General features: G+C 60.7%; 21 protein-coding genes. 7 read left to right on the top strand and 14 right to left on the bottom strand.

The window, feature by feature from the left end; translation table 11 throughout:
* Position 1: 1 nt before the first annotated feature.
* The 3 genes from VOI21_RS12350 to VOI21_RS12340 all read right to left on the bottom strand — a co-directional run bounded on the left by VOI21_RS12350 (position 2) and on the right by VOI21_RS12340 (position 2986).
* Positions 2-1243 carry a cytosine deaminase gene (locus VOI21_RS12350; RefSeq protein WP_323770183.1) on the bottom strand — a complete coding sequence of 414 codons (1242 nt, stop codon included), beginning with the start codon at positions 1241-1243 and terminating at the stop codon, positions 2-4.
* A 79-nt stretch (positions 1244-1322) separates the two neighbouring features.
* On the bottom strand, positions 1323-2090 hold the full coding sequence (locus VOI21_RS12345) for a lysophospholipid acyltransferase family protein (RefSeq protein WP_323770182.1): 768 nt from the start codon (positions 2088-2090) through the stop codon (positions 1323-1325).
* A gap of 23 nt (positions 2091-2113) precedes the next feature.
* Positions 2114-2986, bottom strand: a complete 873-nt coding sequence (locus tag VOI21_RS12340) for a MurR/RpiR family transcriptional regulator (protein ID WP_323770181.1) — start codon at positions 2984-2986, stop codon at positions 2114-2116.
* A 119-nt stretch (positions 2987-3105) separates the two neighbouring features.
* Between VOI21_RS12340 and VOI21_RS12335 the strand changes: the two genes are divergently transcribed.
* From VOI21_RS12335 to VOI21_RS12305, 7 genes are all read left to right on the top strand, one after another.
* Positions 3106-3876: an N-formylglutamate amidohydrolase gene (locus VOI21_RS12335; protein ID WP_323770180.1), complete on the top strand. Its 771-nt coding sequence runs from the start codon at positions 3106-3108 to the stop codon at positions 3874-3876.
* Positions 3864-4385, top strand: coding sequence for a TRAP transporter small permease subunit (locus tag VOI21_RS12330; RefSeq protein ID WP_323770179.1), 522 nt, complete (start codon positions 3864-3866; stop codon positions 4383-4385). The genes VOI21_RS12335 and VOI21_RS12330 overlap by 13 nt, the downstream gene beginning before the upstream one ends.
* Complete coding sequence (locus tag VOI21_RS12325) at positions 4385-5710, top strand: TRAP transporter large permease (RefSeq protein WP_323770178.1); 1326 nt, start codon at positions 4385-4387, stop codon at positions 5708-5710. Before VOI21_RS12330 ends, VOI21_RS12325 begins: the two co-directional genes overlap by 1 nt.
* 64 nt (positions 5711-5774) lie before the next feature.
* Positions 5775-6812, top strand: a complete 1038-nt coding sequence (locus VOI21_RS12320; protein ID WP_323770177.1) for a TRAP transporter substrate-binding protein — start codon at positions 5775-5777, stop codon at positions 6810-6812.
* A gap of 72 nt (positions 6813-6884) precedes the next feature.
* Positions 6885-8249, top strand: a complete 1365-nt coding sequence (locus tag VOI21_RS12315; protein WP_323770176.1) for a glutamine synthetase family protein — start codon at positions 6885-6887, stop codon at positions 8247-8249.
* A 3-nt stretch (positions 8250-8252) separates the two neighbouring features.
* Entirely contained in the window at positions 8253-9620 is a 1368-nt protein-coding gene (locus VOI21_RS12310) for an aldehyde dehydrogenase family protein (RefSeq protein ID WP_323770175.1), read from the top strand.
* A 4-nt stretch (positions 9621-9624) separates the two neighbouring features.
* Positions 9625-10770: an iron-containing alcohol dehydrogenase gene (locus tag VOI21_RS12305; protein WP_323770173.1), complete on the top strand. Its 1146-nt coding sequence runs from the start codon at positions 9625-9627 to the stop codon at positions 10768-10770.
* A 200-nt stretch (positions 10771-10970) separates the two neighbouring features.
* Here the strand turns inward: VOI21_RS12305 and VOI21_RS12300 are convergent, their stop codons facing one another.
* The 11 genes from VOI21_RS12300 to VOI21_RS12250 all read right to left on the bottom strand — a co-directional run bounded on the left by VOI21_RS12300 (position 10971) and on the right by VOI21_RS12250 (position 25064).
* The gene (locus tag VOI21_RS12300; RefSeq protein ID WP_323770172.1) at positions 10971-12260 is read right to left on the bottom strand and encodes a sorbosone dehydrogenase family protein; all 1290 of its coding nucleotides are present in this window, start codon (positions 12258-12260) and stop codon (positions 10971-10973) included.
* A 381-nt stretch (positions 12261-12641) separates the two neighbouring features.
* Positions 12642-14609, bottom strand: a complete 1968-nt coding sequence (locus VOI21_RS12295) for a sigma-54-dependent Fis family transcriptional regulator (protein ID WP_323770171.1) — start codon at positions 14607-14609, stop codon at positions 12642-12644.
* Between the two features lie 107 nt (positions 14610-14716).
* Entirely contained in the window at positions 14717-15208 is a 492-nt protein-coding gene (locus VOI21_RS12290) for a hypothetical protein (RefSeq protein ID WP_323770170.1), read from the bottom strand.
* A gap of 245 nt (positions 15209-15453) precedes the next feature.
* Positions 15454-17655: a catalase/peroxidase HPI gene (gene katG, locus VOI21_RS12285; RefSeq protein ID WP_323770169.1), complete on the bottom strand. Its 2202-nt coding sequence runs from the start codon at positions 17653-17655 to the stop codon at positions 15454-15456.
* Between the two features lie 107 nt (positions 17656-17762).
* Positions 17763-19334, bottom strand: a complete 1572-nt coding sequence (locus tag VOI21_RS12280; RefSeq protein WP_323770168.1) for a GMC family oxidoreductase — start codon at positions 19332-19334, stop codon at positions 17763-17765.
* 13 nt (positions 19335-19347) lie between these two features.
* The gene (locus VOI21_RS12275; RefSeq protein WP_323770167.1) at positions 19348-19872 is read right to left on the bottom strand and encodes a Twin-arginine translocation pathway signal; all 525 of its coding nucleotides are present in this window, start codon (positions 19870-19872) and stop codon (positions 19348-19350) included.
* A 26-nt stretch (positions 19873-19898) separates the two neighbouring features.
* Positions 19899-20294 (bottom strand): VOC family protein, encoded by a 396-nt coding sequence (locus VOI21_RS12270; RefSeq protein WP_323770166.1) that lies wholly within the window; start codon positions 20292-20294, stop codon positions 19899-19901.
* Positions 20295-20420: 126 nt separating this feature from the next.
* On the bottom strand, positions 20421-21464 hold the full coding sequence (locus VOI21_RS12265) for an NAD(P)-dependent alcohol dehydrogenase (protein ID WP_323770165.1): 1044 nt from the start codon (positions 21462-21464) through the stop codon (positions 20421-20423).
* A gap of 67 nt (positions 21465-21531) precedes the next feature.
* Entirely contained in the window at positions 21532-23163 is a 1632-nt protein-coding gene (gene groEL, locus VOI21_RS12260) for a chaperonin GroEL (RefSeq protein WP_323770164.1), read from the bottom strand.
* Between the two features lie 67 nt (positions 23164-23230).
* Complete coding sequence (locus tag VOI21_RS12255) at positions 23231-24034, bottom strand: iron-sulfur cluster assembly protein (protein ID WP_323770163.1); 804 nt, start codon at positions 24032-24034, stop codon at positions 23231-23233.
* 4 nt (positions 24035-24038) lie between these two features.
* Positions 24039-25064, bottom strand: a complete 1026-nt coding sequence (locus VOI21_RS12250) for an amidohydrolase family protein (RefSeq protein ID WP_323770162.1) — start codon at positions 25062-25064, stop codon at positions 24039-24041.
* Between the last annotated feature and the right edge of the window lie 49 nt (positions 25065-25113).

Here is a 25113-nt window from a genome sequence, read left to right as displayed (position 1 = left end):
CCTAGAACCCGACGGACAACGCGCAGCGCGCAGGCTCTGTCCGTGCCACCACCCGACCGTTTGAGATCACCGCCAGCCGTGCCGGTCGCAATCGCAGCGCCTCTATCGGGTCGGGGGCGTCCAGCACCACCAGACTGCCGCGCTTGCCCGGTTGCAGCCCGAAATCCAGCCCCATCACCTGCGCGGGCGTCTCTGTCACCATCTGATAGGCTGCGCGCATCTGGTCGGGGGCCGTCATCAGCGCCACGTGCAGCCCCATATGCGCCACCTCCAGCATGTCGCCAGACCCCAGCGGATACCATGGGTCGCGCACGCAATCCTGACCAAAGGCCACCGTCACCCCCGCCGCGCGCAGTTCCGGCACACGGGTCAGCCCGCGCCGCTTGGGGTAGGTATCCATCCGCCCTTGCAGGGTGATGTTGATCAGTGGATTGGGGATCGCCGCCACCTGCGCCTCGGCGATCAGAGGCAGCAGCTTGGCCACATAGTAGTTGTCCATCGAATGCATCGAGGTCAGATGCGACCCGGCCACCCTGCCCTGCAAACCCAGCCGGATCGTCTCTTCCGCAAGTGTCTCGATATGGCGGCTGAGGGGATCATCGCTTTCGTCGCAATGCAGATCGACCATCAGGCCCCGATCTGCTGCCAGTTCGCAGGCCGCCCGAACCGACGCAGCCCCCGCCACCATCGTGCGTTCGAAATGCGGGATGCCGCCGACGATGTCGACACCCGCATCCAGTGCAAGGATCACCTGTTGTTCCGCACCCGCAGCGCGATACCAGCCGTCTTGCGGAAAGGCGACCAGTTGCAGATCCAGCACGTCTCGGACATGGTCACGCACTTCCAGCAGCGCCTCGACAGTGCGGAAATTCGGGTCGGTCACATCGACATGGCTGCGGATTGCCAGCACGCCCCGGCCCACCGCCTGACGACAATACTCCAGCGCGCGGGCAACGATCTCTTCGCGCGTCTGCTGCTGCTTCAACTCGCCCCAAAGCGCGATACCCTCCAGCAGCGTGCCAGAGGCGTTCACCCGTGGCCGTCCATAGCTGAGCGTCGCATCCATATGGAAATGCGCATCGACAAAGGGCGCGCTGACCAGCTTGCCCTTTGCGTCGATGACCTCACCGGCCTCTGCCGCAATGTTCGCTCCGACCGCCGTGATGACACCGCCCGAAATGGCGACATCCGCCTGCGTGCCATCCGGCAGTACCCCGCCCTTGACCAGAATGTCGATGTCCATGCCCTGCGTCCCTGCTATCTTGCCCCGTTCCGTCAAACTCTAGCGGTGGCCCGCCATCACCTCGACAGGCCATCCTGCCCTACGGCCCCTCGAACACCGCCAGCATCGCGGCGCGCAGCCGTTCGACATCCTCATCCACAGTCGCGGTCAGGTCGCAGACAAAGGGCGGCAGGACATCCACACGAATGGTGCCACTGCGCGGCACAGACGCGCCACGCGGCAACAACAGGTCGGAACCGTGGATCACAATCGGCCGAATGGTCCTGCCGGTCTCTCTGGCCACCAGAACCGCACCGGCCTTGAACGTCCCCAAGGTGTCGGTCCTTGCGCGCGTGCCTTCAGGGAACAACACCACCGAGCGTCGCGCAGGCATCGCCGCCACCGCCTCGCTCAGCGTGTCCAACGCCAGTTTGCCGCTCTTGCGGTCAATCTCGACCAGACCGGCCCCTGTGAACCCGGTGCGCAGCAAGGGCGTCTCAAACAGTTCTTTCTTGGCGGCAAAGGTGAACCACTTACGATCCGGGACAACATCCATCAGCACAAAGCCGTCCAGATGGCTGCGGTGGTTGATCACGATAAGACTGTCGGTGTCCTCGCCGAGCGCCAGCCTGTCTGCTGCCGACATTTCCGCCCGGATGCTCAGCAACCACAAAAGCCGCGAACAGGCGCGTTTGACCAATCGCCAGTACCATCCCGCAAAGCCCCGACGCCGGGCGCAGAGCAGCGGCACAAAAGCGATGAACCCGAAATAAAACGGCCCCAGCAGAACCAGCGTCATGCGTTTGATCACCCGTAGGGGCAAGGGGTCGATTGCGGCTCTCGCCGCCTCGCGTCGCGCGGACTTCATCGGTTCCCCTTTTCAGGACGGGTTCAGGTAAATTTCCGGAACAGCTTGGTCTGGTCGAATATCTCTTCCAGTTCTTCCATCCGCCCTTTTGTCGCGTCCCAGTTAAGCGACTGGATCGCCGATATCATACTTTCGACTAAAAGCATCGGGGTAGCCAGAGAATCCCACGCCGATGGCACGATGATCCGGCTGGTCAGGCTGATGTCTGCCAGCCTGTGCACCGGAGAGCGCCACTGGTCGGTGAACAGAATGATCTTTGCCCCGCGGGCGCGCGCCATCTCGGCCAGCTTCAGGGTGTTGTTTTCATACCGCCTGACGTCGAAAATGATAAACACGTCACCCTCCTCCGCGTTCAGCAGGTAGTGCGGCCAAGTGTTCGAGGTGGACTGCACATGCGTCAGGTTCGGGCGAATGACCTGCATGTGCAGGAACAGATACTCGGCCAGCGTGTGGGTGATCCGGCCGCCGACGATATAGAGGTGCCGATTCTGATCGGCCGCCCATGCACAGGCCTCGTCAAAGGCGGCCGGGTCCATATGGGCCAGCGTGTTGCGGATGTTGTCGATCACCGCATCGGTAAAGCGGTTCAGAATATGCTCTGACGGCGCGGCCCCTGCCCATGTTTCATGTTTGGCAATCGGCCCCTTGGCGATGGCCCCCAGTTCGTCCCGCAGATCAGCCTGAAAATCAGGATAGCCTTTGTACCCCAGCTTTTGCACCATGCGCGCTACGGTCGGAACAGAGACATTGGCACCCTTGGCCAGCGCCGCCAGCGGGCCCAGACCGGAAGCCGGGTAATTTTCCAGTATAGACAGCGCCAACTGCCGCTCCGCACGGGTCAGGTCATCCAGCCTTTCCTGAATGCGATCCGATATGGTGCGGTCTTCATCGGTCATTGGCAGCCTCTCACTTTTGACTACAAAAATATCAGAACATACCGGCCTGAGATAAATCTTTCACAATTCTGTTGACAGGAGAGCGGCTTGGCAAGAGTTTTTCCCAAGAAGGAGCGGCGATGAATCACCGGAATGATCCCTTGTTGAGCGATATGGTCGATGTTCGGAACGCCCAGTCGGATGCGCCGGTCGTTGTCGTGTGCGAACATGCCAGCGCGCATATTCCGCAGGCTTTCAACAGCCTTGGCCTGCCCGCCTCTGCGTTGCTCAGCCATGTGGTCTGGGATCCGGGGGCGATGGCACTGGCGACGAAAATGGCAGAGCGTCTGAATGCCGTGCTGGTGGCCTCGAAAACCTCACGCCTTGTCTATGACTGCAATCGCCCGCCCGAGGCACCGGACGCCATGCCCGCACGCAGCGAGATCGTGGACGTGCCGGGAAATGCCAATCTGAGCGACGCACAACGCGCCGAACGTGCGGCCACCTATTACGCCCCTTTCAGGGAGGCGCTGGCCGCCGTCTTGCAAGCCAGAACCGCGCCGGTGCTAATCACTGTTCACAGCTTTACGCCCGTCTACCACGGCCAAGCCCGCGACGTCGAAATCGGCATCCTGCACGACAGCGATGCGCGTCTTGCGGATGCCATGCTGGCCCTGACAGCGAAACATACCACCTGCGTCACCCGGCGGAATGACCCTTACGGGCCCGGCGATGGCGTGACCCACACGCTCAAGGAGCACGCCCTGCCCCATGGATATCTCAACGTGATGTTGGAGGTCCGCAATGATCTGATTGCAGACGACGCCGACCAGACGGCGATGGCACAGACCCTGTCCAGTTGGGTGTCACAGGCACTGACACAGGTTGAGGCCGAAACATGCAATCGCTGATGCGCCGCTTCATTCGCGTCGTGGACGCCATGAACCGCCGCATCGGGCGGATCATGATGTACGGAATCTTTGTGATGATGGCGATTTTGCTGTGGTCCTCGATATCAAAGACCTTCTTTCTGCCGTCGCTCTGGACGCTGGAAATGGCGCAGTTCGCCATGGTGGCCTATTACATGCTGGGCGGGCCGTATTCGATCCAGATGGGATCGAACGTGCGGATGGACCTGATGTACGGCGAATGGTCGGATCACCGCAAAGCACAGATCGACGCGATGACAGTGCTGTTCCTGATCGTCTACCTGATCTTTCTGCTCTGGGGCGGCTGGGAAAGCCTGATGTATTCGCTGAAATACGGCGGTGAGCGCAGCTCATCTGTCTGGCGGCCCTACATGTGGCCGATCAAATCCATCATGGTTCTGGGCATCTTCCTGATGCTGTTGCAGGCCATTTCCGAGTTCTGCAAAGACGTCCTGCGCATTCAGGGCCACGACATGGGAGACAAGCTCTGATGTCGTATGAACTGATTGCCGCGCTGATGTTTTCCTCGATGATGCTGATGCTGTTGACCGGGCAGCGGGTGTTTGGCGCCATCGGCTTTGTCGCGGTGATTGCCGCGTTTTTCCTTTGGGGGGATCGGGGCGGCTTTGACCTTGGGTTTGCCGCCGCAATCAAGCTGATGAAATGGTATCCGCTGCTGACGCTGCCGATGTTCATCTTCATGGGCTACATCCTGTCGGAATCGCGGATTGCGGACGACCTGTACAAGATGTTCCACGTCTGGATGGGCGGCCTATCCGGCGGTCTGGCGGTGGGCACCATCGGGTTGATGGTGCTGATCTCTGCCATGAACGGGCTGTCCGTGGCGGGCATGGCTATCGGGGCGACCATCGCCCTGCCAGAACTGCTCAAACGCGGCTACGACAAACGCATGGTGACCGGGGTCATTCAGGCGGGGTCCTCGCTGGGTATCCTTGTGCCGCCCTCCGTGGTTCTGGTGCTATATGCGATGATTGCGCGGCAACCCGTAGGTCAGTTGTGGCTGGCCGGTGTGGTGCCGGGGCTGATGATGGCGGCGATGTTCGTAATTTACATCGTGATCCGTTGCCGCCTGAACCCCGCGCTTGGCCCGATCCTGCCGCCCGAAGAACGCGCCATGCCGATGGGCGAAAAGATCAGGCTGCTGGGGGCCGGTCTGCTGCCGCTGTTCATCTTTTTTGCCATGATGGTGCCGTTCGTGAACGGCTGGACCTCACTGGTCGAAAGCTCTGCCATCGGGGCGATTGCCGCCTTTCTGGCCGCCGTACTCAAGGGGCGCATGACGCGCGCAGTGTTTGAGACCAGCGTACGCAAGACGCTGGGCATCTCCTGCATGTTCATGTGGATCATCCTTGCGGCGCTGGCCTTTGGCGCGGTGTTCGACGGGCTGGGCGCGGTCAAGGCGATTGAATCGCTGTTCACCGAGAAACTGGGCCTTAGCCCGTGGATGATCCTGATCCTGATGCAGCTTAGCTTTATCCTGATGGGCACCTTTCTGGACGACACCGCCATGCTGGTGATTGTCGCCCCGCTGTATGTGCCGCTGGTGGGCGAACTTGGCTTTGATCTGATCTGGTACGGCGTGCTTTATACGATCACCACGCAGATTGCCTACATGACGCCGCCGTTTGGCTATAACCTGTTCCTGATGCGCGCGATGGCCCCGCCGGAAATCACCCTGCGCGACATCTACGGATCTATCCTGCCCTTTGTTCTGGTGATGATTGTCGCGCTGGCCACCATCATGACCTTCCCGGAACTGGCCCTTTGGCTGCCGGGGTATGTCTACGGAAATTAACAACCCAAGAGATCCCGGCAGCGGGACGCATTTTGAGAAGAGCTTCAACAGAGAGGACACGACCATGACCACAAGACGTAAGTTCCTGACCACCGCCGGGATCGGCGGCGTAGCTGCCCTTGCCAGCCCCACCGTCGTCAAGGCGCAGTCAGCCATCAAATGGCGCTTTCAGACCTATGCGGGCGGCGCATTGGGCGAACATGTGACCAAGCCGGTCATCGACTACATCAACGCCAATTCGAACGGCGAACTTGAGGTCGAACTGTTCTACGCCGACCAGATCGTCCCCACCGGAGAACTGTTTCAGGCGCTTCAGCGCGGCACCATCGACGGCGTGCATTCGGACGACGACTCGATGGCCTCGCCCACACCGCTGCGTCAGTTCGGCGGCTACTTTCCTTTTGCGACCAAACACATCCTCGACGTGCCGGTGCTGTTCAACCAGTACGGCCTCAAGGAAATCTGGGAAGAGGAATACGCCAAGGTCGGCGTCAAATGGCTGTCGGCTGCGGGTCAGGACCCGTGTAACTTCAACACCAAGAAAGAAATCACCAGCGTCGCCGATCTGGACGGCCTGAAACTGTACACCTTCCCCACGGCGGGCCGTTTCCTGTCGAAGTTCGGCGTTGTCCCGGTCAACATTCCCTATGAGGACGCCGAGGTTGCGGTGCAAACCGGCGAGTTGGACGGCATGGCGTGGTCCGGCATCACCGAGGATTACACCGTCGGCTGGGCGGATGTGACCGACTACTTCCTGACCAACAACATCTCTGGCGCATGGATCGGATCGTGGTTCGTCAACGAGGAACGCTGGGCCGAACTGCCTGATCACCTCAAATCCGTGGTAATGGCCGCGACAGAGGCAGGCCACACCTACCGCAACCAATGGTACTGGGGTGGCGAAGCAGCCCTGCGCGCCAAGGGCGACAAACTGGCGCTGCGGTCGGTCCCTGCCGGCGAATGGGCAGAGGTCGAGGCCGCTGCCAAGGAGTTCTGGGAAGAAGTGGCCGAAGAAGGCGAAATCCACCAGAAGATTGTCAACATCTTCAAGGAATATAACTCCGTCATCAACCAAGCGGGCGCGCCGTACAACTTCGAATAAGCGATCCCATAACACGACCATATGCACCCTCGCTTTTGCGGGGGTGCTTCACCATGAAGAGGGCTAAACGACATGGCTGGAAATCTGACGTTCGACGGTCTCAAAGAGGCCGTGGCAAGCGGTAAAATCGACACCGTTCTGGCCTGTTTCCCCGATATGCAGGGCCGCCTGATGGGCAAACGGTTCCATGCGGTGAACTTTGTCGAGACCAGCTTTAGAGAAACGCATTGCTGCAACTACCTGCTGGCCACCGATCTGGAAATGGCCACGCCAGAGGGCTATGCCGCCTCCAGCTGGGAAAAGGGCTATGGCGATTACATAATGGCGCCGGACCTGTCGACGATCCGCCTGCTGCCGTGGCTGGACGGCACCGCTATGGTGCTGTGCGACATCCTTGACCACCACACCCACGCGCCCGTCCCCCATTCGCCGCGTCAGATGCTGAAATCCCAGATCGCCCGGCTAAAGGCCCTGGGCTATGACGCCATGATGGCGACCGAGCTAGAGTTTTTCCTGTTCGAGCAGTCCTTTGACGACATCCGCAAAGGGGGATTCCGAGATCTGACCCCGATCAGCGGCTACAACGAAGATTACGCCATCCTCCAAACCACCAAGGAAGAAGGCGTGATGCGCCCGATCCGCAACCACCTGTTTGCCGCCGGTCTGCCGATCGAGAATTCCAAGGGTGAGGCCGAGGCCGGTCAGGAAGAGCTGAACATCCGCTACGCCGAGGCGCTCGATTGTGCCGACCACCACACGATTGCCAAGAACGCGGTCAAGGAAATCGCCTGGCAACACGGGCGCGCCGCCAGCTTTCTGCCGAAATGGCACCACGACAAGGTCGGCTCTTCCAGCCATGTGCACCAGTCGCTTTGGCAGGACGGAGAACCGGCGTTTTTCGACAAATCCGATGCTCTGGGCATGTCGCAACTGATGAAACACTACATGGCAGGCGTGATCGCTTATGCGCCGGATTACACCTTTTTCCTCGCCCCCTACATCAACAGCTACAAACGCTTTGCCAAAGGCACCTTTGCGCCCACAAAAACGGTCTGGTCCGTGGACAATCGCACCGCCGGGTTCCGTCTGTGTGGCGATGGCACCAAGGGCGTGCGGGTCGAATGCCGCATCGGTGGCTCTGACCTGAACCCCTATCTGGCCCAGGCGGCCATGCTGGCAGCCGGCATCAAGGGGATCGAGGACAGGATGGACCTTGCCCCGCCCACCCGCGGCGACGTCTATGAAGACGCCAAGGCACAGGACATCCCGCAAACCCTGCGCGCCGCCACCGAAACCCTGCGCGGTTCTGCCTTTCTGCGTGAGGCATTCGGCGATCAGGTGGTTGACCATTACACCCGCTGCGCCGAATGGGAGCAGGAAGAATTTGACCGCGTCGTGACCGATTGGGAAATCGCGCGCGGCTTTGAAAGGGCCTGATCCATGATCCGCTGCATCTCTCCTATCGACGGCTCGGTCTATGCCGAGCGTGAAACCCTGAGCGCCGACAGCGCCCGCGCAGCCGTGCAAAAGGCGCAGACGGCACAATCCGCATGGGCGGCCCGTCCGTTGGCAGAGCGGATCGCTCTGGTTCAGGCTGGCGTCGCCAAAATCGGCGAAATGAACGACGAAATCGTGCCCGAGCTGGCCCATCAGATGGGCCGCCCGTTCCGTTACGGTGGAGAATTCGGCGGTTTCAACGAACGCGCGTCCTATATGGCCCAGATCGCACAGGACGCACTGGCGGATATCGAGATTGAGAACAGCGACAGCTTTCGCCGTGTGATCAAACGTGTGCCGCATGGCGTTGTTTTGGTGGTGGCACCGTGGAACTATCCCTACATGACCGCCATCAACACGGTCGCCCCTGCCCTGATCGCGGGCAACTCGGTGGTCTTGAAGCACGCAAGCCAGACTCTGCTGGTGGGGGAACGTTTGGCAGCGGCTTTTCACGCCGCAGGAATCCCTTCGGACGTGTTCCAGAACGTGTTTCTGGACCACCAGACAACCAGTGACCTGATCGCCGCGAAGTGCTTTGGCTTTGTTAACTTCACCGGCTCTGTCGGCGGTGGCAAAGCGATGGAACGCGCCGCCGCCGGGACGTTCACCGGCATCGGGCTGGAACTGGGCGGCAAGGACCCCGGTTATGTCTGCGACGACGCCGATCTGGACGCCGCCGTCGATACGTTGATTGATGGCGCGATGTTCAACTCCGGCCAATGCTGCTGTGGCATCGAACGGATTTACGTGGCCGAACAGCACTTTGACGCCTTCGTGGAAAAGGCCGTGGCCATCGTCCGGGCGTACAAGCTGGGCAATCCGCTAGACCCTGAGACCACGCTTGGCCCGATGGCGCACAAACGCTTTGCCGATGAGGTTCGCGCCCAAACCGCAGAGGCGATAGCCGCCGGGGCCACCGCCCATATCGACACCTTTGCCGAGGACGATGGCGGCGCCTACCTGACGCCGCAGATCCTGACCAATGTCACCCACGACATGCGCGTGATGCGTGACGAAAGCTTTGGCCCCGTGGTGGGCATCATGCCGGTCAAAGACGACGCAGAGGCGATCCGCCTGATGAATGACAGCGACTTTGGCCTGACCGCCTCAATCTGGACCCGCGATGCCGCGCGGGCAGAGGCGATTGCCGACCAGATCGAAACCGGGACGGTCTTCATGAACCGCGCAGACTACCTTGATCCCGGCCTGTGCTGGACCGGCTGCAAGGACACCGGGCGCGGTGGTGGTCTGTCGATCATTGGCTATCACAACCTGACCCGCCCCAAATCCTACCATCTGAAAAAGGCCTGAGCCGATGACTCTGACTGCAAACTGGTCTTACCCCACCGCCATCCGATTTGGCGCGGGCCGTATCTCTGAAATCGCCGAGGCCTGTGCCGCCGCCGGGATCACCAAACCCCTGCTGGTGACAGACCGTGGCCTGAAGGACATGGCAATCACAACCAAGACGCTGGACCTGCTAGAGGCCGCTGGCCTGGGACGCGCAATCTTTGCCGATGTGGACCCCAACCCCAACGAAAAGAACGCTGAGGCCGGTGTGCGTGCGTTCAAGGATGGCGGCCATGACGGCGTGGTGGCCTTTGGCGGCGGCTCTGGCCTTGATCTGGGCAAGTTGGTGGCCTTTCTGGCGGGGCAAACCCGCCCCCTGTGGGACTTTGAGGATATCGGCGACTGGTGGACACGCGCCGACGCCGACGCCATCGCGCCCATCGTGGCGGTGCCCACAACCGCCGGCACCGGGTCAGAGGTCGGTCGCGCCTCGGTCATCACCAATTCCGAAACCGAGCAGAAAAAGATCATCTTTCACCCGAAATTCCTGCCTTCGGTGGTGATCTGCGATCCTGAACTGACCGTCGGAATGCCGAAATTCATCACCGCTGGCACCGGGCTGGATGCCTTTGCCCATTGTGTCGAGGCGTTCTGCTCGCCGCACTATCACCCGATGTCGCAGGGCATCGCGCTGGAAGGCATGCGGCTGGTCAAAGACTACCTGCCCCGCGCCTATGCCGATGGCACCGATCTGGAGGCACGCGCGCATATGATGTCCGCCGCCGCCATGGGCGCCACCGCCTTTCAAAAGGGGCTGGGCGCAATCCACGCCCTGTCGCACCCCATCGGCGCGATCTATCACACCCACCACGGCACCACGAACGCGGTCTGCATGCCGGCAGTCCTGCAATTCAACAAGCCCGCCATCACCGACGTTCTGGGGCAAGCGGCGAACTATCTTGGCATCGACGGCGGGTTTGACGGATTCTGCGCATTCGTGGACGATTTGAACGACAGCATGGGCATTCCCAAGTCGCTCGCCGGACTGGGCATCGAGAACCCCGATATCGACCGCATCGTGGCGGGTGCTTTGATCGACCCCAGCACCGGCGGCAACCCGGTCGAAATGACGGCACAGAACACGCGCGACCTGCTGTTGCGGATTGTCTGAGCGTGACCGACTAGGGGCGCCCTCGACAGGGGGCGGCTACCGTCAGGCCGGTTCAAAAAGGCCTGCGGTCGTCCTCTGGCGCTAAGCCGGGGGACGACCGCTAGATTGCATGTCCCGAACAGTGGCAGCAACCTGCGCGGCTTGGCGTGGTGCCTTGGCCCGCAGGTCACATACCCAAGCGCAGTCGGAAAAGACCCGACCTACGCGCCCGTCACCCGCCAGATCACGTCACCCACGTCATCCGCCATCAGAAGTGACTTTCCGTCCGCCCCGATCGTCACGCCAACCGGACGCCCGTAGGCAATCTTTTCATCGTCGGACAGGAAACCGCTCAGGATGTCACGCGGCGGGCCACTTGGCGCGCCGTTTGTGAACGGGACAAAGATCAACTTGTAGCCGCTCAGCTTGGAGCGGTTCCATGATCCATGCTGTCCGATCACCATGCCATCGCCGAAACCGGGCAAGGTGCCTTCGGGCATCCAACACAACCCAAGCGACGCCGTATGCCCGCCCAACGCATAATCCGGCGTGATCGCGCGGGCGACCAATGCCGCGTCTTGCGGTACCCGGTCGTCCACGGTGCTGCCCCAATAGCAATAGGGCCAGCCGTAAAAGCCCCCTTCCTGCACCGAGGTCAGGTAATCCGGGGGCGTCTCATCCCCCAGACCGTCGCGTTCATTGACAACGGTCCAAAGCACCCCGGTTGTCGGCTCCCATGCCATGCCGACGGCATTGCGCAGGCCCGAGGCAAAGATGCGGGCGTTTCCAGTCTCGACATCCAGTTCCCAGATCGCCGCGCGGCCCTCTTCGACCGCCATGCCCTGATCCGCGATGTTCGACAAAGACCCGACGCCCGCATAAATCTTTGAGCCATCCGGCGACACGATCAGGCTGCGTGTCCAGTGACCATGCGGCTTGAACTCGACCAGCCTTTGGCCGGGTCCCGCCAACGATGTGGCATCCGGAGTGTACTCGAAAGCCACAATTCCATCTGTATTGCCAAGGTAGAATTTGGTCCCGATCAGCGCCATGCCAAAGGGCTGGTTCTGGTTTTCGACAAAGACTTCGCGGATCTCGGCGACGCCGTCACCATCTGCGTCGCGCCACAAAGAGACACGGTTGGCACTCTTGCCGATTGCCTTGGCCCGTCGCATTGTGGCTTGCGCCGCGTGGTCCATCAGGGTTTTGGGCGGTCCTGCCTGCTCTTTCGATTCCGCCACAAGGACGTCGCCGTTGGGCAGAACCTCGATCCACCGGGGATGCTCTAGCCCGGTTGCAAATGCGTTGACCTTGAGGCCGGGCGCGCATGTCGGGACGTGACCGTCCTTCCACCCTTGGGCAACGGGCATCTTCAACGTCATGATACCCTGCTTCTTGGCATCCGGAATCTGCGGTTGCGCACCGACAGCCTGATGTGCGGGTGATCCCATACGGCGCAAGAGCGCCACCGTTCCACCTACCAATGCGGTCGCTTTGGCGATAAATTCCATGTCTGGCCTCCAAGCTGATCACGGTCCAACCTAGCGTCGGTCCGAAATCCAAAACAGCAACTTCTCGCCCATGCCGATTGGCCAGACGAGACGTCCCGATGTGCAGCGGGACTTCGGAGATGTCCAGCAAAACCCTGCGGATTTCGGATGTTGGCTGCGCTGTGTATGGCGGTCTGATTTTGGGGGACGACCTCGGGTTGAGGCCGTCAAGACAAACACCTTACCCAATGTCACTTGACCTGAACGGGCCTACCAACGGCATTGCACGCCGGACTAACGGCCAGACCCGGCTGGTGATCCCGCACCAACCAAAGCCTAGACAAAAGCTTGGCAAGCGCAGTTTCCAGCGGCCCTAAGACACCCTGCCCGCACGTGGCGACGTCAGGTTTTGCGGATGTGATAGCGTTTCATCTTTCGGTACAACGTCGGTCGGGAAATGCCCAGAACCGCCGACACACGCGTCAAGTTGCCGTTCTCCGCGATGATGGTGCGCCGAATGGCGCTGGCCTCAATGCTTTCCAGATCACCCGAATTGCCGCCAAGAATATGTTCCAGAGAGTCCACGTCGCTGCCTTCGTAGTCGTCAAGGATCTCCGGCGGCATATCCCGTTCCGTCACCACGTTGTCGGTCTTGATCAGGTAGAACCTCTGGATCACATTGCGCAGTTCGCGCACGTTGCCCGGCCACTTGTACCCCTTCAATTTCTCCAGTGCCTTATCGGTAAAGATAATCGGCGGACGGTTGGTTTCCGCCGCGAAGATCACAGAGAAATGGTGGACCAGATCCACAACATCATTGCCACGCTCGCGCAGCGGCGGCACCTCAATCGTCATGACGCTGATGCGATAGAACAAGTCGCGGCGAAAGTTCCCCTTTTCGATCTCGGTCCGCAGATCGCGGTTCGTCATCGCGACAAGCCGCACATCGACCGGGCGTCGCTGGTTGTCGCCGACCCGGTAAATCGCGCGCTGCTCTAGCGCCCGCAACAGGTAAGGCTGCAATTCGATGGGCATATCACCGATCTCGTCCAGACACAGCAGGCCTTTGTTGGCCAGTTCGAACTTGCCCACCCGTCCACCGCGCGTCGCACCGGTGAAAGCGCCGTCAGCATAGCCAAAAAGTTCTGCACCGATCAGGTCGCTGGAAATGGCGGCACAATTAACCGGCACATAGGGGGCTTTGGCATTTGGCAGCCGGTCGTGGATCAGCCGCGCGAACAGTTCTTTTCCGACGCCGGTTTCACCGTGGATCAGGACCGACACATTGGCCATCGCGGCCCGTTCCGCCAGCCCGATTGCGTCGATCATCTTCGGCGACGACCCGACGATCTGAATTTGCTCTTCGGCCACATTGGCACGCGGCTTGATCTTGCAGCTCTCTCTGCTGTTGGATTTCAGCCTGCTCTTGTCTTTCAAAAACAGCGCCGCCCCGCGGAACACGCCTTCGAGTTTCAGTCTCTCGATGCCTTCCGCTTCGACGTTGAGAGGCAGTAGTTTCGGGATGTCCTGATCTGACAGACCTTCGAGTTTTGGCAGCAGCTTGTGGCCGACCGACAATTCCCGGGCACTGCGGAGCACGCCGTCATTCAGACCCCGTCGAAACAGGACCCGACCAGCCTGATCCACCAGAACGACACTGTCATGCGCGCGCGAGTAGTCAGACATCAGAAAGGCTTCGAGCAGTTGGGTGCGTTCCGCCTGTCGCTGTTCGGCCAGCGCGATCTCTATTTCCCGTGCCATAGCCAGCACCAAGGCCACGTTGTGTTGTTGAAAGATCTGCGGCGGACCGGATAAATCAACCACCCCGATCACTGTCTGGGTCAGCGGGTCATGGATGGGCGCGCCCGCGCAGGTCCACGACTGCACGCCTTCGACGAAATGTTCGCTGGCATGAACATAGGCCGGTTTTCCGGTTTGCAGAACCGTCCCGATCCCATTGGTGCCGATCATGCTTTCGTTCCAGTCGCCACCAATCTCAAGGTGGATTTCCTGACCTTCGTCGAGCACGAGTTCATCGCCAATCGCGTCGATGATAACGCCCTGATCGTCGGCGAGGATCAGGATGGTCTTGGCTTCGACCAGATGCGGCTCCAGCCGTTTAAACGCCGAAGATGCCGCCCGTCGCAGGGCGGCATTGCGTTCGCGCCGCAAAAAGATCTGGTTCTCGTCCACGATCTTACGCGATGCCGGACTACAGGCATCGACGCCCATTTTCTTGCTGCGCTTCCAGGAATCCAGAATCTCGTCGCGAACGGTCACCCGCCCTTCGTCGGCCCCCGTTCCAGAGGTAAGGAAGCGTTCCCAAGCGTTGCGGGTCTCATTTTCCGAATAGCTGGAGTTGTTTGGCAATCACTCGGCCCTCTTGCTTTTCGATCCTGTTGCTTTGGCCTTTTCAAAGCCAAAACGCCGTTTCCTTCCGACTCTTTACTTTGGTCACTAATTAGCGGGCTTGTCGATCAGTCCTCTGATGGAACAAGCAGAGACTCCAGTTGCGCAGCAAGATCCGCTTCGGTGAACGCCTCAGTCAGTTCCACCTGATCAAGATGACCGATCAGGTCAGCCACCTCTGCATCGACCGGAGAAAAGAACCCGTTTTCCTTTGTGCACAGCACGAAACGTTTGGACATGAAGTTGCCCCGGATCTCTCCCAACATCTGAAGCTGAAGACCGCTTGCCTTATCGACAAGAACAACGCGGTTGTTCAGGCTGATTTTGACATAAGGTTCAGGCACGTCGACGCGGTTCCGCGCCTTGAGGTCATGGATGATCAGGCCGTCAGGCTTTGGACCTTCCTTGCGCCGCGCCTCATCGGCGCGCATCTGCGAATAGCCGCCGCCGCTGATCTGGTCAGCCAGCTTGCGTATCGTACCCGCGTTTTCGGACAAAATCCGCTTGGCCTTCACGTCTTCCAGACGCGGACCATCGCGTTTCGAAAAAATGTCCACCACCTGTTCCTCCCATTGCGAGAACCTACCAAGCAGGCAGGTCGATTTCCATTGTTATTCGCGGTGCCCCCATCCATTGGACAGCGGTCTTCCGCGATGTTCAAAGATGGTTCGATCCGGTCGGTCTTGTTTTTCCCCTCAGGGTCAACGGCTTCCCGGTCACCTTGGTGATCCCGGGCCAGACAGGCCGGCCCGGGATCTGTTCAGAAACTCAACACAGTTTTATTCACCGGACCGGTTCAATGACCTCAGTTCAGGTCAAACCGGTCCGCGTTCATCACCTTGGTCCATGCCGCAACGAAGTCCTGGACAAACAGCGGCTCATTGCCAGTGCTTGCATAGACCTCTGCCAACGCCCGCAGTTGCGAGTTGGAGCCAAACACCAGATCGACGCGCGAAGCGGTCCATTTCTTGGCGCCACTGGCACGGTCACAACCTTCGAATACCCGCTCGTCGCCGTTGATCGGCATCCATTTGGTGTCCATGTCGAGGATGTTCGCAAAGAAGTCGGCGGTAAGCGTTCCGGGGCGGTTCGTCAGAATGCCCAAGGCCGACTGGTCATAGGTCACGCCAAGGCTGCGCAACCCGCCAACCAGCGCCGTCATTTCCGGCGCGCTGAGGCCCAGCAGTTGCGCCTTGTCGATCAGCAGCGCCTCCGCCGGAACGGTGTAGGCCGCTTTTTCGTAGTTGCGGAAACCGTCAGCGACAGGCTCCATCGGATCAAAGGACCCGGCGTCAGTCTGTTCCGCGCTGGCATCGGTTCTGCCGGGCGTGAACGGAATAGCGATATCCTGCTCACCGTCGCGGGCGGCCTCTTCGACCGCTGCGTTGCCTCCCAGAACAATCAGATCGGCCAGTGAGACCTTCTTGCCGCCCGACGCGCCCCCGTTGAAATCCGCCGCAATGCCGCTGATGACATCCAGAACGCGGGCAAGCCGGGCCGGTTCGTTGACCTCCCAGTCTTTCTGCGGGGCAAGGCGAATGCGCGCGCCATTGGCCCCGCCGCGCTTGTCCGAACCACGGAACGTCGACGCAGAGGCCCATGCCGTCCAGACAAGATCCGTCACCGACAGGCCAGAGCCCAGGATTTCCGCCTTCAGTTCGGCGATATCCTTATCGTCGATCAGAGGGTGATCCACCGCCGGAACCGGATCCTGCCAGATCAGGTCTTCGGACGGGACCTCTTTGCCCAGATAGCAGGCCTTGGGCCCCATATCGCGATGGGTCAGTTTGAACCATGCGCGGGCAAAGGCCTCTGCAAAGTCGTCGGGATTTTCGTGGAACCGCTTGGAGATAGGGCCATAGACCGGGTCCATCCGCATCGCCATGTCGGCAGTGGTCATCATCACCGGCACCTTGCGGCCTGATCCATCGACCTGTGGCGCATGATCAATGTCCCGCAGTTCCTTGGCGTGCCAGATATGCGCGCCAGCGGGGCTTTTGGTCAGTTCCCAGTCATAGCCGAACAGCACATCGAAATAGCCGTTGTCCCATTGCGTCGGGTTTGCCGTCCACGGCCCTTCGATGCCAGAGGTCGTGGTGTCCACGCCCCTGCCCGTCTTATGGCCGTTCTTCCAGCCAAACCCCATGTCCTGTAGCGGGGATGCTTCGGGTTCGGCGGCCACCAGAGCCGGATCGCCCGCGCCATGCGCCTTGCCAAAGGTATGCCCGCCCGCAACCAGCGCCACCGTCTCTTCGTCGTTCATCGCCATCCGGCCAAAGGTGTCGCGGATATCACGGCCAGAGGCGATGGGATCGGGATTGCCGTTCGGCCCTTCGGGATTGACGTAGATCAGACCCATCTGCACGGCGGCGAGCGGGTTTTCCAACGCGCGGTCGCCGGAATAGCGCGCATCCCCCAGCCAATCCGTCTCTGACCCCCAATAGATGTCTTCTTCCGGGGCCCAGACATCTTTGCGCCCGCCAGCAAAGCCAAAGGTCTGGCTGCCCATGCTTTCGATGGCGACATTGCCGGCAAGGATCATCAGATCGGCCCATGACAGCGCGTTGCCGTATTTCTCTTTGATCGGCCACAACAGCCGCCGCGCCTTGTCCAGATTGCCATTGTCCGGCCAAGAGTTCAGCGGTGCAAACCGTTGCGTGCCGGTTGATGCGCCACCGCGCCCGTCGGCGGTGCGGTAGGTGCCCGCGCTGTGCCACGCCATGCGGATAAAAAACGGTCCGTAGTGGCCATAATCGGCGGGCCACCAGTCCTTGCTGTCGGTCATCAGCCCGGTCAGGTCGGCCTTGACCGCGTCCAGATCCAGCGCCTCGAACGCCTTGGCATAGTCGAACCCTTCGGGCATCGGATCAGAGGCCGGTCCGTGCTGATGCAGGATCCGCAGGTTAAGCTGGTTCGGCCACCAGTCCCGGTTGCTGCGTCCCGCGACATTTGTCGCGCCGTGCATCACAGGGCAACCGCCCCCCAGACGCATGTCATTCCCGTCCATTGTTTCTCTCTCCCTCATTCGGAATTTTTGGTTTGGCTCATGCGCCCAAGCGCACTTAGGCGGCGCCCCGTCTGGCGGGGCACCGGTCACTTGTGGATACGGCCCTCTCAGAGGGTCTGGCGGTTCAGTTCCGAGGCGATGAAATCGGCTTGCCGGATTGCCAGTGCCACGATGGTCAACGTCGGGTTTTCCGCCGCCCCTGTCGTGAACTGACTGCCGTCCGACACAAAGAGGTTGGCGATGTCATGGGTTTGCCCATGCGCATTGACCACCCCGTCGCGTGCGTTGGTTGACATCCGGTTGGTGCCCAGATTGTGGGTCGACGGATAGGGCGGCGTTGGAAAGACCCGCGTCGCGCCCACCGCCTCGTAAACCGCGATACCCTGCTTGTAGGCATGGCTGCGCATGGCGATGTCATTGGGGTGATCGTCGAAATGCACATCGGCCACCGGCAATCCGTGCTGATCGGTCACGCCGTGGTTCAGGGTGATCCGGTTGGTCTCCTGCGGCATGTCCTCACCGACAATCCACATCCCGGCCATGTTCTCATAATGGTCGAGCGCGGTGGTGAACTCGCGCCCCCAGCCACCGGGATCAAGGAAGGCCGCCATGAATGGCAGTCCTAGCGCCAGCGTTTCCAGCTCATAACCACCGACAAAGCCGCGCGACGGATCGTTAACCGCCTCGTCCTGAATGATGCCCGCCATGGTGGTGCCGCGCCACATGCGCACCGGTTTGTCAAAGGTGGCATAGACCGAGCCGGTCACATGCCGCATATAGTTGCGCCCCACCTGCCCCGAACTGTTGGCCAGCCCGTCCGGGAACATCGACGAAGCCGAGTTCAGCAGCAGTCGCGGGCTTTCGATCGAGTTGCCCGCCACGCAGACAACGCGCGCCTTTTGCTGCTGTTGGTTGCCATCGGCGTCCACATAGACAACGCCTGTCACCTTGCCTTGCTGGTCATGCTCGATCCGCATCACATGGCACCGCTCGCGCACCTCCAGATTTCCGGTCGCTTCCCCGCGCGGAATGTCGGTGTAGGCGGACGACCACTTGGCCCCCCACTTGCAGCCCTGAAAGCAAAACCCCGTCTGTTGGCAGGCCAATCGGTCGTCATTGTCGGCGGAGTTGATCGCCATTCGACCGGTGTGGACCTTTTCATAGCCCAACGCCTTGGCGCCTTTTTCAAAGACCTTGTAGTTGTTGTTGCCCGGCAGACCGGCGCGGCCATTGGTGCGGGTTACGCCCAGCTTATCCTCGGCCTTGGTGTAATAGGCGTCCATCTCACGCGGGTCGATCGGCCAATCCAGCAGGTTCGCGCCCTGCACATCGCCATAGGTCGTGCGCGCCTTCCATTCGTGATCCTGAAAGCGCAGCGAGGCCCCCGCCCAATGGGTTGTGGTGCCGCCGACCGCCTTGACGATCCACGCGGGCAAGCCGCTGAAGTCCTTGGCCACGCGCCAATCGCCTGACGTCGTCCGGGGATCGGTCCAGGCCAGTTGGCCAAAGCTGTCCCATTCGTCGTTGATATAATCCTCGGGCAGATACCTGCCGCCCGCTTCCAGCGCGACCACCGAGACGCCTTTTTGGGCAAGTTCATTGGCCAGCACACCGCCACCGGCGCCGGTTCCGATGATGACGACGACGTTGTCATCGTTCAGATCAAAAGGTGCAGTCATTGCTCTAACCCCCTCAAAGCCAATTGATGTCGTCGAAACCGCGGTCGATGTAGCCGCCTTTGGTAAAGCTCTCGCCCTCGTAGCCAAAGATCGGCCAGACGGCCTTTTGGTTGTAGAGACCCGTCACAAGGCCACCCCGGACCTGCTGGAAGAAGGGGCTGCTTTCCATTGCGCGCAACAGGTCCACCCGGTCTCGCTCCCAGCCGATGTCGATATACCTGGCGTATCCGATGCCCTGCGCGGCGGCGTTCAGCCCGGCAATTCCGGCTTCGATCGCAGCAGCGGATTCGGCGGTGTCATAGCCCTTGACCGCGATGGCGTAGAATTCATCCGCCACCTGATCATGCGGATAGATATCGCGCGCCATCTGGATCAGCGTCGCCATGGTTTCCGGCTTCAGGTGCGCGACCTCGACCGCCCAGTTGGCGGCCTTGGCCTGTCCGGCGACAAAGCCGGTGCCGATGGCGAAACTTGCTCCGAACAGGGCGCTTTGCGACAGCAGCTGGCGTCGTGTCAGTGTTTGCTTGCGAATTGACATGGTGTCCTCCCTTTCCTTGATTGCGCTTATTTGAAACGTCCCGCCCTTTGCAGGACCTCGATCTCGTAGCCATCGGGGTCCTGAACAAAGAAGAAGTGGGCCAGCGTCTGCCCGTCATGTTTGAAATCGACCAGCTTGCGAGGGGACAGCCCCGCCGCCTCGAACCGGGCGTGTTCGGCCGCGACGTCCTCGACGCTGACAGCCAGATGGCCATAACCGTTGCCCAGGTCATAAGGCTCGGTCGTGCCCTTGTTGATGGTCAGTTCAAGCTCAAACCCGGCCTCGTCATTGGACAGATAAACAAGGGTGAAGCCGTCGAAATCGATCCGGTCCGCAACGGTCAGACCGAACGCCTTTTGGTAAAAGGCGACAGAGCGGTCCTCGTTCAGCACACGGATCATGGAGTGTATTGCTTTGGCCATTACGTCCTCGGCGGTTGTATGAATTGGGGCCCTGCGGCAATGACAGGGAGGAGCGGGCCGCAGGGCAGACGCCTTGGTCAGAGGATTGGGTCCCCCAAGGCGCATCTGGATACTGAAAGCAGGCGGTCAGGGAACGATCACACCCCGCCCGGTGAACTTGCGATCCTTGAAGTCGGAAATCGCCTGATTGATGTTGGCGAGGCTGTATTCGGTCTGGTGCATCTTCACCAAGCCGTCGGCGTTCAGCTCCATCAACTCGACCAGTTCGACGAAATCGCCCACGAGGCTGCCGCCGATCTTGATCTCATTGGCGACCAGTTCCAGCGTCGGCACCTCGACCGTGCCGCCATAGCCGACCATGATCAATTCACCGCCCTGGCGCAGCAGCTTCCAGCAGATGTTTTCGGTCCCGTGCTCACCGACGAAATCGATCGCCACATGCGCGCCGCCGCCGGTGACCTCCTTGACCTGCTCGATCAGATCCGGGCCGCCGTCCAGAACAATGTCCGCGCCCAGTTCCCGCGCCAGCGCCTGCGCCGCAGGTTCCCTGTCCACTGCAATGATCCGCGCACCAGAGGTGTGCTTGAGCACCTGAAGCGCGATGTGGCCCAGCCCGCCGATCCCCAAAAGCAGGATATAGCCGCCGGGGTTGACCAGCTTGGCGGCCTTCTTGGCGGCGCGGTAGGCGGTGATGCCCGCATCGGCCATCGGGGCCACGGACAGCGGCGTGATGCCGGTGTTCAACTTGATCAGGGACTTTTCGCTGGTCTTGAAATACTCGGCAAAGCCGCCGTCCAGACCAAGGCCCGGGAACAGCCCGTGATCGCAATACATATCATGGCCGTAGCGGCAGTTCAGACAGATACCGCAGCTGTTGAACGGATGGCAGATCACCGCGTCACCGGGTTTGACAGAGGTTACGGCGCTGCCGACATCCTCGACCCAGCCCGCATTCTCGTGGCCCAGAGTGTACGGCAAAAGGCTGCCTTCTCCGTCCATGATGTCCTTCCACACCCCTTCGATGATATGCAGGTCGGTGCGGCATAGGCCGGCCGCGCCGACCTTGACGATCACCTCATTCGGGGCGGTGATCGTGGGGGCGCTTACGTCTTCGATCCTGAGTTGGACGTTCATCGCGGGGTCGTATTCGTATAGTCTTGCTGCTTTCATGATCTCATTCCTTCGGACTGATGGGGCCGGCTCGGACATGGGCCGGCCCCGTGATTTCACAGAGAGGTCAGGCCCGGCCCAGCAGTTCGGAACCGCCACCAAGGGCAGGTCCTTCGGTCGGATCGGCCTCACCTTCGTCGAGATCGCCAACAAGGGTTTCGGTCGTCAGGATCAGGGTCGCGACAGAGGCGGCATTGACCAGTGCGCTGGCCGGCACACGCGCCGGGTCGATGATTCCGGCGGCGTACATGTCGCCAAAGACGCCCGTTGCCGCGTTGTAGCCATGGCCCGGCGCGCCTTCGGCCACCGCCTGCGCCACAGCGGCAACATCCGCCCCCGCATTGCGCGCAATGCGACGCACTGGGTCGGTCAGGATCGACCGGACAAGCTGAATGCCCTTGGCCACGTCACCCAGCGCATCAAGGTTGTCGAGACAGGACCCGATCTGCGCCAGAGCCGTGCCGCCACCGGCGACCACACCGTCCTCAGCCGCCGCCTGAACCGCGCAAAGCGCATCTTCGATCAGCTGGATCGTCCGCTTTTGTTCGACCGGGGTGAAACCGCCCGCATAAATGATCGCGCTGCCGCCGGTCAGCTTGGACAGGCGCTCACGCAGCTTGTCCTTGTCGATGTTGGGCGGCGCGTTGTCATGCTGACGCTGCACCTGATTGCGACGTGCCGTGATCGCATCCGGATCGCCCTCGCCCCGCAGGATCGAGGTACCAGAGGCATGCGAGCGCACGGTTTCTGCCCCGCCAAGCTGCGCACGGGTGACGTTTTCGATCTTTTTGCCCAGATCGCGCGCCAGAACCTCGCCGCCGGTCAGGATGGCCAGATCGTCCATCATCGCGGTGCGCCAGTTGCCGTATTCCGGCGGATGCACGATCAGGTATTTCCCCGCCCCTCCGTTTTCGAGCAGTTTGACCACCACTTCGGGCGCGATCTCTTCGGCGACAATCAGCAGCGGCCGGTTTTCGCCATCCGCGATGGAAATTGCCTGATCCAGAATCTCAGGCTTGAGGATTTTTTGATCCGTCAACAGGATCAGGGGATTGCGCAGCACCGCTTCCATGTTCTCGCGGTCCGTGACCATGTGGTGAGAGATGTATCCGCGCTCAAAGGACATGCCTTCGACCACTTCCATCGTAGTCTCGATGGTCACGCCAAAGTCAGCGGAAATCACGCCATCGCGGCCGACGCGGCTGTAGGCTTCGGCCACCAGTTCGCCCAGTTTGGGATCGGTTGACGACACGCGCGCCACGGCCTGAAGGTATTCGGGGTGATCGTCGCAGCTAAGCGATGAGGCATCAATCGCGGCGACAACCCGCGACACGGCAAGGTCGATGCCCTTGCACAAATCTACCGGTTTCGCACCTGCGTCGGTCAGATCAACGCCGCGCTGGATCAGCGCATTGGCCAGCACGATTGCCGTCGTGGTGCCGTCCCCCGCCACATCGTTGGTCTGCATCGAGACTTCGCGGACAACCTGCGCGCCCATGTTCTCAAACCGGTCGCGCAACGCGATTTCTGATGCGATGCTGACGCCGTCGCGGGTGACAAGCGGTGTACCCACCGGGCGGTCGATCATCGCGTTCAGCCCCTTGGGGCCAAGGGTGGGTTCCACCGCCGCGGCCAGCCGGGCAACCCCGCGGGCCAGACAGTTGCGGGCAACCTTGCCATGTACCATGAGTTTAGCCATATCTTCCTCCTTCGCCGCGGGGCCTTACCCGGGCGTCCTCCCTAAAGTTTCTTGGTGTTTCCGCGGCCTAGCGGCGCGCGCCGACCTCTTCACGGGGCGGCACGCGCCCTGCGATGAAATCGACCAGCGTCGGACCGTCCGGTCCGATCTCGACCTCTTTGTAACGTGTCTTGGCCAGTCCCCGGCACAGCGCGCCGTTGAACTCCATGTTGATCCGCGTGCTGCGCAGGCGGGCAAGATGTTCCGACAGGTCCACCGGCTGAATTGGCTGCCCTTCCCATGTTGGGAACGCCAGATCAGCGGAGGCTTTCGCCAGCCCTTCGGCCATCAACAGTTCGATGTAACGCGGTGTCTGACGAAGCTCCTCTTCCCCTTCGAAACGCACCATGCGCAACTGGCCAAGCGTCATCGACACGATCTCTGCCGGGCACAGGCCAAGCCCCTGCAACCCCAACATCACGGTTTCCTGACGGCGATCGAACGCCTTGGCCAGGAAAGTCTGCACCACTTCGTCCAGCCGGGCACCATCACAGTACTCGGCAAAGACGTCGTGATATTCACGCCCGCTGTTGACCCCTTCGTTGACCTTGTCACCAAAGCAATGGTCGTTCAGGTGCACATTGGCCTCGACCACCCACGGAAGGGCCATCACCTCGCGCCGGATACCGAAGGCCATCAGGAACGCGAAGTTCGGCGAACACCAGTAGGTGGGGAGCCGAAAATCGACTCTCACCTGTCTTGCATCCGTCACCTCGATCCGCTCGACAAAGCCCATGTCGGTAATGGGCTCGTCGAGTTCCGGGTCCGTCACAGCGTCGAGACGCTCCCAGACTTCGATCTCCAGTTCAGCCTGTAGATTGGCAACCAGCATCGGATCACTCCGCCGCGATCTGGACGGGGGAACCGGCCAGTTGGGACTTCTTGGCCTCGACGTCGATGTTGTACAGCTTGGCCGCGTTCAGCCCGAGGATCTTTTCCTTGATCTCGTCGGTCAGTTGCACGCCACCACGCTCGGCAGAGATGTCCTCGGGGATCTGATAGTCCCAGAACTTCTCGACCAGCCATTTCGGCGTCCAGATCGCGTAGTCCGACCCGAACAGGATCTTGTCCTCACCGATCCACCACAGCAATTCCGCCATGACTTCGCCAAAGTAGCGCGGGCGCGAATGGATGAAGGGCATCACCACCGCGAGCCCGGCATAGACATTGGTTTCCTGCGTCGCGATCCAGCAGAAATCATCCAGGCGCGGCAATCCGCAATGCTCAACGATCCAGTTCAGGTTCTGGAAATCGGTGGCGGCATAGTCCACGTCATCGACGCTGAAGGCGTCCTTGGACAGCGGAATGATGGTCGGGCCCTTGTGGACGTGGATGTTCTTGATGCCCAGCTTGTCGCACAGCTCAAAGCACTTGTAGGCCGCAGGATCGTTGAGCGCCCAGCCCTTGCTGTCGCCATGCCATTCGGCAGTGTACATCTTCACGCCGGAAATGTCGTAGGTTTCCTTCATGTAGTGGATGTATTCCAGCGCCTGCTCACCATCGCGCGGATCGAAAGACCCGTTGACGATAAAGCGTTCGGGATGACGCTTGGCCATCTCGTTCGACCGTTCCAGACAGCCAAAGCCCTGCTTGTAGAAATCCTTCAGAACAGTGGTCTGGATGATCGCCATGTCGTCAGGACCGTCAACAAACAGGTCGCGATAGATGTCGTCCTCGGACTGCTTGTCGAACTTGGCCTTTTCCCACAGCTCTTCGGGCGGGCTGAGGTTGGTATGATAGGCATAAAAGCAGTCAATGAATTGCTTGCCGTGCACGTTGGCCTGATTTTCCGGGCTGCCGTCCCAGAAATGGGTGTGCCCGTCGAGCACGAAAACCTCTTTGCCTTGCGGTGTCTTGAACATGGTGTCCTCCCTGAAGTGTCGATAACGTGTCTGGTGCGCTTCCGGGGCC

This window comes from Antarctobacter sp., from assembly GCF_034670325.1.
In the GTDB taxonomy this organism is placed as follows: domain Bacteria; phylum Pseudomonadota; class Alphaproteobacteria; order Rhodobacterales; family Rhodobacteraceae; genus Antarctobacter.
Note: the sequence above shows the minus strand (reverse complement) of the source record. Positions and strands in the feature narration are given on the sequence as shown.